Source organism: Pseudomonas sp. FP453 (genome assembly GCF_030687495.1).
Lineage (GTDB): Bacteria > Pseudomonadota > Gammaproteobacteria > Pseudomonadales > Pseudomonadaceae > Aquipseudomonas.
In genome coordinates this window covers 1370556-1384555 of sequence record NZ_CP117435.1, presented here as the reverse complement: position 1 = coordinate 1384555, position 14000 = coordinate 1370556, and the positions used below count along the sequence as shown (strand labels likewise).

Sequence of the window (14000 nt, the reverse complement as noted above, 5' to 3'; positions counted from 1 at the left end):
CATGAACCTGGCCCTTTCCCAACCGCCGATGCGCAGGTTTTCCAACCTGCTGTACCGCAAGCCCAACCTGTACCTGGCGATGTTGTTGATCCCGCCGTTGATCTGGTTTGGCGCGATCTACCTCGGCTCGCTGCTGACCTTGCTCTGGCAAGGGTTCTACACCTTTGACGACTTCACCATGGCGGTCACGCCGGACCTGACCCTGGCCAACTTCGCCGCGCTGTTCCAGCCGTCGAACTTCGACATCATCCTGCGCACTCTGAGCATGGCGATTGTGGTGTCCATCGCCAGCGCCGTGGTGGCCTTCCCCATCGCCTACTACATGGCGCGCTACACCACGGGCAAGACCAAGGCGTTTTTCTACATCGCGGTGATGATGCCGATGTGGGCCAGCTACATCGTCAAGGCCTATGCCTGGACCTTGCTGCTGGCCAAGGGCGGCGTGGCGCAATGGTTCGTGCAACACCTGGGGTTGGAACCAGTGTTGCAGTTCGTGCTGGGCATTCCCGGCGTGGGCGGCAGCACCTTGAGCACCTCGCACCTGGGGCGGTTCATGGTGTTTGTCTACATCTGGCTGCCGTTCATGATCCTGCCGATCCAGGCCTCGCTGGAGCGTTTGCCGCCGTCATTGCTGCAAGCCTCGGCCGACCTGGGCGCCAAGCCGCGCCAGACGTTTATGCAGGTGATTCTGCCGCTGTCGATCCCGGGGGATTGCCGCCGGTTCGATCTTCACCTTCTCGCTGACCTTGGGCGACTTCATCGTGCCGCAACTTGTCGGGCCGCCGGGTTACTTCGTCGGCGGCATGGTCTACGCCCAGCAAGGCGCCATCGGCAATATGCCCATGGCGGCGGCGTTCACCCTGGTGCCGATCGTGCTGATCGCGGTTTACCTGTCCATCGTCAAACGCCTGGGGGCCTTCGATGCACTCTGAAAAATCCTCATTAGGCTTGAAGATCGCAGCCTGGGGCGGCCTGGTGTTTTTGCACTTCCCGATCCTGATCATCTTCCTCTACGCCTTCAACACCGAAGAAGCCGCGTTCAGCTTTCCACCCCAGGGTTTTACCTTGAAGTGGTTCAGCGTGGCCTTCGCCCGGCCGGACGTGCTGGAAGCGATCAAGCTGTCGTTGCAGATCGCGGCCATCGCCACGCTGATTGCCATGGTGCTCGGCACGCTGGCCTCGGCGGCCTTGTATCGCCGCGAGTTCTTCGGCAAGCAGGGTGTGTCGCTGATGTTTGATCCTGCCGATTGCGCTGCCGGGGATCATCACCGGTATCGCCTTGCTGGCGACGTTCAAGACCCTGGGCATCGAGCCGGGGATGTTCACCATCATCGTCGGCCACGCGACCTTCTGCGTGGTGATCGTCTACAACAACGTGATCGCCCGTTTGCGCCGCACTTCCCACAGTCTGATCGAAGCCTCGATGGACCTCGGCGCCGACGGCTGGCAGACCTTCCGCTACATCATCATGCCCAACCTCGGCTCGGCGCTGCTGGCCGGCGGCATGCTCGCGTTTGCGCTGTCGTTCGACGAAATCATCGTCACCACGTTTACCGCTGGCCACGAGCGCACCTTGCCGTTGTGGCTGCTCAACCAGTTGAGCCGCCCACGGGATGTGCCGGTGACCAACGTGGTGGCGATGCTGGTGATGCTGGTGACGATGTTCCCGATTCTCGGTGCCTATTACCTGACGCGCGGCGGTGAAAGCGTGGCGGGGAGTGGCGGTAAATAAATTGCCACTGTTGAAACACGATCAATGTGGGAGCTGGCTTGCCTGCGATAGCGGTGGTGCAGTCGATACCGCTATCGCAGGCAAGCCAGCTCCCACAGTTGAATCGGGTTTCTTCAGGGAGATAACAATAGTTTGTGGAGAGCTGAACCATGCAAACCAAATTACTGATCAACGGCCACCTGGTCGCCGGCGAAGGCCCGGCCCAAGCCATCTTCAACCCGGCACTCGGCCGTGTGCTGGTGGAAATCAACGAAGCCAGCGAAGCCCAGGTCGACGCCGCCGTGCGTGCTGCTGATGCCGCGTTCGAAAGCTGGTCGCAAACCCCGCCGAAAGACCGTTCCCTGCTGCTGCTGAAACTGGCGGACGCCATCGAAGCCCACGGCGAAGAACTGGCCAAGCTGGAATCGGACAACTGCGGCAAACCCTACAGCGCGGCGCTGAACGACGAGATCCCGGCGATTGCCGACGTGTTCCGCTTCTTTGCCGGCGCCAGCCGGTGCATGAGCGGTTCGGCTGGCGGTGAGTACTTGCCGGGCCACACCTCGATGATCCGTCGCGATCCGGTGGGCGTGATCGCCTCCATCGCACCGTGGAACTACCCGCTGATGATGGTCGCGTGGAAAATCGCCCCCGCCCTTGCTGCCGGTAATACCGTGGTGCTCAAGCCGTCGGAACAAACCCCGCTGACCGCGCTGCGCATGGTCGAACTGGCGGCGGACATTTTCCCGGCGGGCGTGCTCAATCTGGTATTCGGCCGTGGGCCAACGGTGGGCAGCCCGCTGGTGAACCACCCGAAAGTGCGCATGGTGTCGCTGACCGGCTCCATCGCCACCGGCGCGAACATCATCGCCAGCACCGCCGACAGCGTGAAGCGCATGCACATGGAGCTGGGCGGCAAGGCGCCGGTGATCATCTTCAACGACGCGGATATCGACGCCGCCGTGGAAGGCATCCGTACCTTCGGTTTCTACAACGCCGGCCAGGATTGCACCGCGGCGTGCCGGATCTACGCCCAGGCGGAGATCTACGACGCGTTTGTCGAGAAGCTCGGCGCGGCAGTCGCCAGTATCAAGCACGGCTTGCAGGATGATCCGACCACCGAGCTGGGGCCGCTGATCACCGCGCAACACCGTGACCGCGTGGCCGGGTTTGTCGAACGTGCCGTGGCGCAGCCGCATATCCGCCTGATCACCGGCGGCAAGGCCGTGGAAGGCAATGGTTTCTTCTTCGAACCGACCGTGCTGGCCGACGCACAACAGGACGATGAAATCGTGCGCCGCGAGGTGTTCGGCCCGGTGGTGTCGGTGACCAAGTTCAGCGATGAAGCCCAGGTGCTGGGCTGGGCCAACGATTCGGACTACGGCCTGGCGTCATCCGTGTGGACCGCCGATGTAGGACGCGCCCACCGTTTGGCCGCGCGCTTGCAGTACGGCTGCACCTGGGTGAATACCCACTTCATGTTGGTCAGCGAAATGCCCCATGGCGGTCAGAAACTGTCGGGGTATGGCAAGGACATGTCCATGTACGGGCTGGAGGACTACACCACTGTTCGGCATGTGATGTTCAAGCACTGACGCGTAATCCTTGTGCATGCAGGCTTGTGTGGGAGCGGGCTTGCCCGCGATGACGGCGTGTCAGTCGCAGAGGCTATGACTGATCCACCGCTATCGCGGGCAAGCCCGCTCCCACATAAAGCGGCTCCCACATGGGCCTCCCCATAACAATAAATAATCGTAGGTTTCCCCCATGGACATCACCCGCCGCGACTTCCTCAACGGCGTCGCCATCACCGTTGCCGCCGGCATGACGCCGCTGCAAATCCTGCAAGCCGCCCCCGACGGTCGCTACTACCCGCCCGCCCTCACCGGCCTGCGCGGTAGCCATGTCGGCTCGTTCGAAGTGGCGCACCAGATGGGCTGGGAAAAGAAAGTGTTCGACACCGAAAAGCTGCCGATCAACGAGACCTATGACCTGGTGGTGGTCGGCGGCGGCTTGAGCGGTTTGTCGGCGGCGTGGTTCTACCGCGAGAAGCATCCCAAGGCGAAGATCCTGATCCTGGAAAACCACGACGACTTCGGCGGCCACGCCAAGCGCAACGAGTTCCAGGCCGGTGGCCGCATGATCATCGGCTACGGCGGCAGCGAGGCGTTCCAGTCGCCCAACCACCTCTATAGCAACGAGGTAAACGGGCTGTTGAAGAAACTCGGGGTGAACATCAAGCGCTTCGAAACCGCCTTCGACCGCCAGTTCTACCCAGGCCTGGGCCTGTCGCGCGGGGTATTTTTCGACAAGGAAAACTTCGGCGAAGACAAACTGGTGACCGGCGACCCGACGCCCATGGTGGCGGACGATATTGCGCCGGACCAACTGAATGCGCGGTCCATCAGCGACTTCATCCACGACTTCCCGCTGCCCGAGGCGGATCGTCTGGCCTTGATCGACTTGCACACCGCCCCCAAGGATTACCTGCCAGGCAAGACCGCCGAAGAAAAGGCCGACTACCTGGCGGCCACCAGCTACCGCGATTTCCTCCTGAAGAGCGTAGGTTTATCGCAAGGTGCGGTGAAGTACTTCCAAAGCCGCACCAATGACTTCATGGCGTTGAGCATTGATGCCGTGGCTGCTGCCGACGCCTACAGCGTGGGTTTCCCAGGCTTTGCCGGAATGAACCTGGCGCCGATCAGCGAAGAAGCCGCCGCCGAAATGGAAGAGCCTTACATCTACCACTTCCCCGATGGCAATGCGTCGGTGGCGCGCCTGCTGGTGCGCAGCCTGATCCCGGGCGTGGCGCCGGGGCACACCATGGACGATATCGTGCTGGCGCCGTTTGACTACGCCCGGCTCGACCAGCCGACGTCCGCCGTGCGGCTGCGCCTGAACAGCACGGCGGTCAGCGTGCGTAATGTCGGCGACAGCGTGCATATCGGCTACAGCCGTGGCGGACAACTCGCACAGGTACGTGGCAAGCGCTGCATCCTGGCCTGCTACAACATGATGATTCCGTACCTGCTGAAAGACCTGCCGGCAACCCAAGCCCACGCCTTGAGCCAGAACGTGAAATACCCGCTGGTGTACACCAAGGTGGTGATCCGCAATTGGCAGTCGTTCCAGAAGCTGGGGGTGCATGAGATCTATGCGGCGACCCAGCCTTATAGCCGGATCAAGCTGGACTACCCGGTGAGCATGGGCGGCTACGACCACCCGCGCGACCCGACGCAGCCGATTGGCTTGCACATGGTCTACGTGCCCACCAGCCCAAACAGCGGCATGAACGCCCGCGACCAGGCGCGCGCCGGGCGCGGCCGGTTGTATGGGCAGACGTTCGAGCAACTGGAGGCGCAGTTGCGTGACCAGCTGCAACGCATGCTCGGGCCGGGTGGTTTCAAGCATGAAACGGATATCCTGGCGATCACTGTCAACCGCTGGTCACATGGGTATGCGAGCTTCTCCAACAGTCTGTTTGACGACGCCGATGAGAGCGAAGCGTGGATGAACCTGGCGCGCAAGCCGGTGGGGCATGTGAGCATCGCCAATTCGGATGCGGCGTGGAGTGCGTATGCTCATGCGGCGATTGACGAGGCTTACAGGGCCGTCGGTGAAGTGGGCTGAAATACATTCTAAATGGGGGAGCTGGCTTGTGTGGGAGCTGGCTTTCACATTGGATCTTCATCTTTCTTGAGTAATGTGTCCGGCCATAGTCCCGGAAATGTCTTGTCGCACTTGCAATGCCATCACCCCGCTATCAATCATTTTTCCTACACCACCGAACCGCTTAAGCTATCCGGCGTCTGTTTATTGTCCGTTGCGTTTGGCCGAAGGCATGTCCGAACCGTAATTTCTGATCCGCTACGTGCCAGGAACGGCGCGGGATTTGCTCACGACAGGTTGTCTCTATGCACCGCAGGAATTTGCTCAAAGCGTCCATGGCCATTGCGGCCTACACCGGCTTGTCGGCCAGCGGCCTGCTCGCCGCGCAGGCCTGGGCCGGGAACCGTGCCGCCGACGGCAAGGCTGTGACATTCGATTTTGAAACACTCAAGGACCAGGCCAAGCAACTCGCTGGCACTGCGTATAAAGACACCAGGCAGGTGCTGCCGCCGACCCTGGCGACCATGACCCCGCAGAATTTCAACGCCATCGGCTACGACGGCAACCATTCGCTGTGGAAGGACTTGAACGGCCAACTGGACGTGCAGTTCTTCCACGTCGGCATGGGCTTCAAGACGCCCGTGCGCATGCACAGTGTCGATCCCAAGACCCGTGAGGCCCGCGAGGTGCATTTCCGCCCTTCGCTGTTCAACTACGAAAAAACCACCGTCGATACAAAGCAACTGAAAGGCGACCTGGGCTTCTCCGGCTTCAAGCTGTTCAAGGCACCGGAACTGGATCGCCATGACGTGCTGTCGTTCCTTGGCGCCAGCTACTTCCGTGCGGTGGACAACACCGGCCAATACGGACTTTCCGCACGCGGCCTGGCGATTGATACCTACGCGAAAAAGCGCGAAGAATTCCCGGATTTCACGCAGTTCTGGTTCGAAACCCCAGACAAGGACGCCACGCGTTTTGTGGTCTACGCCTTGCTCGACTCGCCGAGCGCCACCGGTGCCTATCGCTTTGACATCGACTGCCAGGCCACCCAGGTGGTGATGGCCATCGACGCCCACATCAATGCGCGCACCGCCATCGACCAACTGGGCATTGCGCCGATGACCAGCATGTTCAGCTGCGGCACCCATGAACGCCGCATGTGCGACACCATCCACCCGCAGATCCACGATTCGGACCGCCTGGCGATGTGGCGCGGCAACGGCGAGTGGATCTGCCGCCCGCTGAACAACCCGGCCAAGCTGCAGTTCAATGCGTTCGCCGACAAAGACCCGAAAGGGTTCGGCCTGGTACAGACCGACCATGAATTCGCCAGCTACCAGGACACCGTGGACTGGTACAGCAAGCGCCCAAGCCTGTGGGTCGAACCCACCACGGCGTGGGGCGAAGGCTCCATCGACCTGCTGGAAATCCCTACCACCGGCGAGACCATGGACAACATCGTGGCCTTCTGGACGCCGAAAAAACCCGTCGCTGCCGGCGACTCCCTCAACTACGGCTACAAGCTGTACTGGAGCGCCTTGCCGCCGGTGAGCACGCCGTTGGCACAAGTCGACGCCACCCGCTCCGGCATGGGCGGTTTCACCGAAGGCTGGGCACCGGGCGAACACTACCCACCCGTGTGGGCCCGTCGTTTTGCCGTGGACTTCAAGGGCGGCGGCCTGGACCGCCTGCCGGCCGGCACCGGGATCGAACCGGTGGTGACCTGCTCCCATGGCGAGGTGAAGGATTTCAGCATCCTGGTGCTCGACAACATCAAGGGCTACCGCATCCTGTTCGACTGGTACCCCACCAGCGCCAGCGTGGAGCCGGTGGAGCTGCGCCTGTTTATCCGTACCCAGGACCGCACCTTGAGCGAAACCTGGCTGTACCAGTACTTCCCGCCGGCGCCGGACCAGCGCAAGTACACCTGATACCAACTGTGGGAGCTGGCTTGTATGGGAGCCAGCTCCCACTGGGTTCAGCTGTGTATTCAGAACCGCGACACACTCTTCATCGCCCCAATCAGATACCGCATCGCCACCTGATCGTTCTCGGTCAGGGCGCGGTACTGCGCCAGCAATTCGGCCTCATCCGAACTCAATCTTCGACCCCACAAAGACATTCTGCGGGTCAGAAAAAACGCCACTGCACCCACAACACCATAGGACTTGGCCATGGACTACTACTCCTGATTTCAATCAACTGTTCCTTATGCCCATCAACCGCCTCCCGTGAAGCGCAATGCCTCAGCGGACAAACAGACTGACTCCCCGGGCCAGAAATCAGACTTCCCCTAAGCGTAGAAACGATCTTGCCAACCGTGCGATTTTTTTAGAGTAATCACTTAAATAATTGCCATTGAGCAAAAGCCTTGCAGAAGTTTCTTACCTGGCCTTTAATTGAGTGACCACTCAATTAATGAATGAGACGACGATGCGCACCGTTGATCCGCAGCAACGTGAAAGCAAACGCATGGCCCTGCTCGACGCCGCTGCCCGGTGTTTTGCCGAAGCGGGGTTCGTCGCCACCCGCACGGCCGACATCTGCACAGCCGCCGGGATGAGCGCCGGCAACCTGTTCCACTACTTCGCCAGCAAACATGAAGTACTACTGGCGCTGGTGGCCCGCGAAGGTGAACAGATCCAACAAGCCATGGCGCCATTGGCCGCAGCCGAAGACCCGATGGCCGCGCTGCTGACGTTCGTGGACCACACCTGTGAATTGGCGTGTGACCGCCACTACGCGGGCCTGGCATTGGAAATTTCCGCATTGGGCCACCGTGATGAAGCCGTCGCGTACCTGATGAAAGCCAACGACCGCTACTTGCGCGAAGGCCTGGAGGCGCTGATCGAGGCGGCCGGCAAGGCCGGGCAATTGCACACGACCTTGACCGTGCCCGAAGCGGCCAATTGGCTGGCCACCCTGATCGACGGCATGTTCGCCCGAGTGGCGGCCGATGCGGACTTCCACCCGAACCAGCAGATTGATGTGCTGCGCGGTCTGGTGACCCACCTGCTGCAAGGTCACTGAACATGACGCCGACACGCCTGGTACACGTGGACGCGCTACGCGGCTTTGCCCTGCTGGGCATTCTGGTGGTGAACATTTGCGCATTTGCCGACCCCTACTACGCGTCCGCCCTCAGCAACCCCGACTACGCCAGCACCGGCGATCACCTGATGCGCCTGCTGATTTCGCTGCTGTTCGAAACCAAGTTCTACCTGCTGTTTTCCTTTTTGTTCGGCTACAGCTTTACCTTGCAGATGGCCGCCGCCGAACGCGCCGACGCGCCGTTTGCACCACGTATGGTACGTAGGCAATTGGCCTTGCTGATCGTGGGACTGGTCCACGGTGCCGTGCTGTACTACGGCGAAATCCTCTCCACTTACGCCTTGCTTGGCCTGGTGCTGCTGGCTGCGCGCAGCCTGTCGCCAGCCAAGGCGTGTCGCTGGGGAGTCGGCCTCGTCGTCGTTGCCTGCTCGGGGTGGATGGTGCTCGGCGTGCTGCAAATACTGGAGGGCGATACCAGCGGCGGCGCCAGCAGCGAACCCGCGACCAAACTCGCGGCCTTCAGCGGCAGTGCCCTGGACACCTTGCGCTTTCACAGCGGCCACCTGTGGAACACCGTGCAGGCACTTTGGCTGCTGCAAGGGCCGAGCGCCCTGGCGATGTTCTTCTTCGGCTATGCCGCCGGGCGGCGCCAATGGCTGGTGGCGCCGTATCCCTGGCAACCCCACTTGCGTCGCCTGCTGTGCCTCACCCTTCCCGTGGGCCTGCTGGGCGCGCTGATCTATGCGTTGAGCGCTGCCTATGCGCCGGGCGGCGGCCTGGAAACCTTCGCCTTTGGCGTCGGGCAACTCACGGCGCCGTTGTTGAGCGCGGCGTATGCCCTGTTGATGTTGGCACTGTTCGGCTCTGCCGTCGGGTTTTGGCTGTGTCAGTGGCTAGCGCCCGTGGGCAAGATGGCCCTGAGTAACTACCTGTTGCAATCGGCCCTGTTGGGGCTGCTGTTCAGCGGCTACGGCGCAGGCTTGACCAACCAACTGCAACCCTGGCTGATGTTGCCGGTGGTACTTGGGATCTTTGCCTTGCAACTGTGGCTGAGCGCTCGCTGGCTGCGCACTCATCCCTATGGGCCGATGGAGTGGCTGCTGCGGGCAGCCACGTTATGGGCGTGGCCAAGCTGGCGGCGCAGCCCATAAAAAACCCACCGTCATCGGTGGGTTCTGCCAAGGCGCGCAGGTCAGTCGCGCAGATCGGACTCGTGGATCGGCTGGTCCCGATGGGTCGCCCGCTGGTACTGCGCCGGCCAGATGGCCTTGCGTCCGCCCAGATCATCGTCGGCATGCAACGGCCAGTAGGGATCGCGCAGCAGTTCGCGGGCGAGAAAGATGATATCGGCCTGGCACGTACGCAGGATGTGCTCGGCCTGGGCCGGCTCGGTGATCATGCCGACGGTGCCAGTGGCGATGCCCGCTTCCTTGCGTACCCGTTCGGCGAAGCGCGTCTGGTAACCGGGGCCGATGGGGATCTCGGCGTTGGCGGCGGTGCCACCGGAGGACACGTCGATCAGGTCCACGCCGAGGGCTTTGAGGCGGCGCGCCAGTTCCACGGTTTCATCGGGGTTCCAGCCGTCTTCGACCCAGTCAGTGGCCGATACCCGCACAAACAGCGGCAATTCTTGAGGCCAGACCTCGCGCACCGCTGTTGTCACCTGCAACACCAGGCGAATGCGGTTTTCAAATGATCCGCCGTACTGGTCCTGGCGCTGATTGCTGATCGGCGAGAGAAACTGATGCAACAGGTAACCGTGGGCGGCGTGAATTTCCACCACCTCAAACCCCGCAGTCAGTGCGCGCTTGGCGGCAGCGACAAAGTCGGCGATCACTTGCTGGATCTGCCCTTCGTCCAGCTGTCTGGGCTGGGTGTGCTGCGGATCGAAGGCAATCGGCGATGGGCCTACCGGCACCCAGCCGCCGTCGTCCGGCTTGACGCTGCCGTGCTTGCCGATCCATGGCCGATGGGTGCTGGCCTTGCGCCCGGCGTGGGCCAATTGAATCCCGGCCACCGCGCCTTGGGCGGCAATAAACCGGGTGATGCGTTGCAGCGGTTCGATCTGTGCGTCGTGCCACAGGCCCAGGTCCTGGGCGGTGATGCGACCGTCGGCGGTCACCGCAGTGGCTTCGGTGAAAATCAGCCCGGCGCCTCCCACGGCGCGGCTGCCGAGGTGCACGAGGTGCCAGTCATTGGCCAGCCCTTCTTCAGCGGAGTATTGGCACATCGGCGACACCGCGATGCGGTTGAGCAGGGTCAATTGACGCAGGGTATAGGGTTCGAGCAGCTGGCTCATGGCGCACCTCTTCTGGGTTCTATGGGCACTGTTCAACAGTGCTTAGAGCCTAGTCGACAACGGTGGATTGCACAGGGTTCAGAAAGGAAAGCAGGGGCCGATTGCCGGCCCCTGTGTTGCAAAAAACTACATTTCGACCTGGGTGCCCAGTTCGATCACCCGGTTTACCGGGAGCTTGAAGAAGCGCAGGTTGCCGTTGGCGTTCTTCAACATGAAGGCGAACAGGCTTTCGCGCCAGCGCGCCATGCCTTCGATCTTCGACGCGATCACCGTCTCACGGCTGAGGAAGTAGGTGGTGCGCATCGGGCTGAAATCCAGGTTATCCAGATGGCACAGCTTCAGCGCCTCGGGCACATCCGGTTCATCGGTAAAGCCGAAGTGCAGGATCACGCGGAAGAAGCCGTCGCCAAACGCGTCCACCTCGAAGCGCCGCTCTACCGGCACCCGTGGAATGTCTTCGTAGACCACGGTCAGCAACACCACTTGCTCATGCAACACCTGGTTATGCAGCAGGTTGTGCAACAGCGCGTGGGGCACCGCGTCTGGCCGCGCGGTGAGGAACACCGCCGTGCCCTGCACGCGATGGGGCGGCTGCACGCGGATGCTGCTGATGAAGATCGGCAGCGGCAGGCCGCCTTCGTCGAGGCGTTCCACCAGCAATTGCTTGCCGCGCTTCCAGGTGGTCATCAGCACGAACAGCACAATCCCCGCCAGCACCGGGAAGGCACCGCCCTGGATGATCTTCGGCACGTTGGCGGCAAAGTACAGCCCATCCACCAACAGGCAGCAAACCAACACCGGCACCGCCAGGATCGGTGGCCATTTCCACAGCAGCAACATCACCGCCGACACCAGGATGGTGGTCATCAGCATGGTCCCGGTCACCGCCACGCCGTAGGCCGAGGCCAGGGCGTTGGAGGACTCGAAGCCCAGCACCAGCAGGATCACGCCGACCATCAGCGACCAGTTCACCGCGCCGATGTAGATCTGGCCCTGTTCGGCACTGGAGGTGTGCTGGATGTGCATGCGCGGGATGTAACCCAACTGGATCGCCTGACGGGTCAGGGAGAACGCGCCGGAGATCACCGCCTGGGACGCGATCACCGTGGCCAGGGTGGACAACACCACCAGCGGGATCAGCGCCCAGCTCGGCGCCAGCAAGTAAAACGGGTTGCGCGCGGCTTCCGGGTCGCCCAGCAGCATCGCGCCCTGGCCGAAATAGTTGAGCACCAGCGCCGGCAACACCAGGATGAACCAGGCGCGGGCGATGGGCTTGCGGCCAAAGTGGCCCATGTCGGCGTACAGCGCTTCAGCGCCGGTCAGTGCCAGCACCACCGCGCCGAGAATCGCCACGCCGATGCCCGGGTGCGCCTCGAAGAAGCGCACGGCCCACATCGGGTTCATCGCGCTGAGCACTTCCGGGTGCAGGGTGATGCCATACACACCAAGGCCGCCCAGCACCAGGAACCAGGTCACCATCACCGGGCCGAACAACTTGCCGATGTGGTCGGTGCCGTGCTTCTGGATCAGGAACAGCGCCACCAGCACCACCAGGGCGATGGGCACGACCCATTTCTCCAGGCCGTCGAACGCCAGTTCCAGGCCTTCCACGGCCGACAACACGGAAATCGCCGGGGTGATCATGCTGTCGCCATAGAACAGTGCCGCGCCGCACAGGCCACACACCACGAGGAAACTGCGCAGTTTCTTGCGCTCCCCCGCCGCCCGCCGCGCCAGCGCAGTCAGGGCCATGATGCCGCCCTCGCCCTGGTTATCGGCGCGCAGCACAAACAGCATGTACTTGATCGACACCACCCAGATCAGTGACCAGAAGATCAGCGCCAGGATCCCCAGCACGCCGTCATGGTTGACCTGCACCCCATAACCGCCGTTGAACACCTCTTTAAGGGTGTAGAGCGGGCTGGTCCCGATATCGCCGTAAACCACCCCGACCGCTGCCACCAGCATGCCAATCGGCTTCGTGGTGGAATGCGCGGCGCCTGCCGCCGGACTACTTGCCTGACCCATCAACCACTCCTGCCCTTTGACCTGAGGTCTTTTATAAACAGCGCGTCTCAGCTGACCGTAGCATGCGCTGTTTTACTTCTCGTAACAGACGTTTTATTGACCTTGGCGTTTTACCTGTGGGCAACGGCGCGAAGCATAGCGCAGCGGTTGGGGGATTTCGCGGTTCGCGTGTGTTGGACTAAAGACATGGAGGCCATTTGAGCGCTATTTGCCTGCATTGAACTCTCTTATCGACAAGGCTACTTTGGCCTCCCTCTACGGTTTCCGACGCACGGATTGCTGGACCTCGTGTTCAACACAAAAAGCGTTTGATCAAGTCTGTTGGGTGACCCCATACTGAAAACGTAGCCACGATGTAGCTACATTTTTTGTAGAGGAGTCCTGATATGTCCGTATTACTGAAAACCACTGACGTGCGTTGCCGCATAGACGAGGATTTGAAAGAGCGTGCCACTGCTGTGCTCAGCGCGTGCGGGCTTAGCCTCAGTGAAGCCTTGCGCCTCTTCCTCCATCAGGTCGTGACAACGCAGGGGCTGCCCTTTGAGGTGCGCGTCCCTTCGGAGAAAACCGCTCGTGCCATGGCACAAGCGCGTGAGATTCGTCGCCAGTTCGACTCAATCGACGAAATGCTAGGGGACGCTGATGGCGAAACCGCAAAAGAAGCAAAAACGCGCCGACCTGCCAAAACAATGCGCGCAGACACCTGAATTCAAAAAGTCCTGGGAACGCTACAAGCGGGCTGGGCGCCGAGATATGAATGAAGTACGGACAGTGATGGTGCTGCTGTTCCTGGGCGAGCAGCTTCCCGCCGAATACCGCGACCATGCACTTACCGGCAATTGGGGCGGCTTCAGGGAGTGCCATATCGGTGGCGACTTTCTGATGATCTACGAAAACTCGCGGGCTGACCTGATCACCTTTGTGGACTTGGGGAGCCATGCCGAATTGTTCGCGTAGTCGTTGGCGAATCCTATAGCGCCGCACTCGTCGCATTTCCCCGCATAAAGCTGGTCAAGCGCGTTGCCCATCGATAGAATTGCGCACTTTTTGATCAGAGGCACACCAAGTGCCCGTCCGCTGCCTGCCCTTCACGGCGGCGGCGTCATTCAATACCGAGGTTAGACATGTCCACCACCATCGCAAAAGCCAACCCCAAGGTTGGCTTTGTTTCCCTGGGTTGCCCAAACGCTAGCCAAAATATACAGATTGTTGTTCCGTTAAAGGGAACGTTTTGGTTGACATAGGGCGAGAATATGACTACTTTTCTCTCAAGTCGGCAGCCCTGCCTTAGCGGTGCGTGAA

10 protein-coding genes and 2 pseudogenes are annotated in these 14000 nt (G+C 61.4%); 9 read left to right on the top strand and 3 right to left on the bottom strand.

The window, feature by feature from the left end; genetic code table 11:
* Position 1: 1 nt before the first annotated feature.
* From PSH87_RS06210 to PSH87_RS06190, 5 genes and pseudogenes are all read left to right on the top strand, one after another.
* Positions 2-932: pseudogene (locus tag PSH87_RS06210) on the top strand (ABC transporter permease).
* Positions 922-1732, top strand: a pseudogene (locus tag PSH87_RS06205) (ABC transporter permease). Before PSH87_RS06210 ends, PSH87_RS06205 begins: the two co-directional pseudogenes overlap by 11 nt.
* Positions 1733-1881: 149 nt before the next feature.
* Positions 1882-3306: a gamma-aminobutyraldehyde dehydrogenase gene (locus tag PSH87_RS06200; protein ID WP_305432895.1), complete on the top strand. Its 1425-nt coding sequence runs from the start codon at positions 1882-1884 to the stop codon at positions 3304-3306.
* 172 nt (positions 3307-3478) lie between these two features.
* Positions 3479-5341 carry an FAD/NAD(P)-binding protein gene (locus tag PSH87_RS06195; protein WP_305432894.1) on the top strand — a complete coding sequence of 621 codons (1863 nt, stop codon included), beginning with the start codon at positions 3479-3481 and terminating at the stop codon, positions 5339-5341.
* 284 nt (positions 5342-5625) lie between these two features.
* Entirely contained in the window at positions 5626-7251 is a 1626-nt protein-coding gene (locus PSH87_RS06190; protein WP_305432893.1) for a glucan biosynthesis protein D, read from the top strand.
* A gap of 59 nt (positions 7252-7310) precedes the next feature.
* Here PSH87_RS06190 and PSH87_RS06185 read toward each other — a convergent pair whose 3' ends face one another.
* On the bottom strand, positions 7311-7496 hold the full coding sequence (locus tag PSH87_RS06185; RefSeq protein WP_017738236.1) for a hypothetical protein: 186 nt from the start codon (positions 7494-7496) through the stop codon (positions 7311-7313).
* A gap of 257 nt (positions 7497-7753) precedes the next feature.
* Between PSH87_RS06185 and PSH87_RS06180 the strand changes: the two genes are divergently transcribed.
* Positions 7754-8350 carry a TetR/AcrR family transcriptional regulator gene (locus PSH87_RS06180; protein ID WP_305432892.1) on the top strand — a complete coding sequence of 199 codons (597 nt, stop codon included), beginning with the start codon at positions 7754-7756 and terminating at the stop codon, positions 8348-8350.
* Between the two features lie 2 nt (positions 8351-8352).
* Positions 8353-9522: a DUF418 domain-containing protein gene (locus PSH87_RS06175; protein WP_257782867.1), complete on the top strand. Its 1170-nt coding sequence runs from the start codon at positions 8353-8355 to the stop codon at positions 9520-9522.
* A gap of 41 nt (positions 9523-9563) precedes the next feature.
* Here PSH87_RS06175 and PSH87_RS06170 read toward each other — a convergent pair whose 3' ends face one another.
* Both PSH87_RS06170 and PSH87_RS06165 read right to left on the bottom strand, forming a co-directional pair.
* Entirely contained in the window at positions 9564-10670 is a 1107-nt protein-coding gene (locus PSH87_RS06170; RefSeq protein WP_305432891.1) for an NADH:flavin oxidoreductase/NADH oxidase, read from the bottom strand.
* Positions 10671-10796: 126 nt separating this feature from the next.
* The gene (locus PSH87_RS06165) at positions 10797-12698 is read right to left on the bottom strand and encodes a potassium transporter Kup (protein WP_017738240.1); all 1902 of its coding nucleotides are present in this window, start codon (positions 12696-12698) and stop codon (positions 10797-10799) included.
* Between the two features lie 386 nt (positions 12699-13084).
* Here PSH87_RS06165 and PSH87_RS06160 point away from each other — a divergent pair, with 386 nt between their 5' ends.
* Both PSH87_RS06160 and PSH87_RS06155 read left to right on the top strand, forming a co-directional pair.
* Positions 13085-13405: a type II toxin-antitoxin system RelB/DinJ family antitoxin gene (locus tag PSH87_RS06160; protein WP_305432890.1), complete on the top strand. Its 321-nt coding sequence runs from the start codon at positions 13085-13087 to the stop codon at positions 13403-13405.
* Positions 13341-13655 (top strand): type II toxin-antitoxin system YafQ family toxin, encoded by a 315-nt coding sequence (locus PSH87_RS06155; protein ID WP_032865070.1) that lies wholly within the window; start codon positions 13341-13343, stop codon positions 13653-13655. The genes PSH87_RS06160 and PSH87_RS06155 overlap by 65 nt, the downstream gene beginning before the upstream one ends.
* Positions 13656-14000 lie beyond the last annotated feature (345 nt).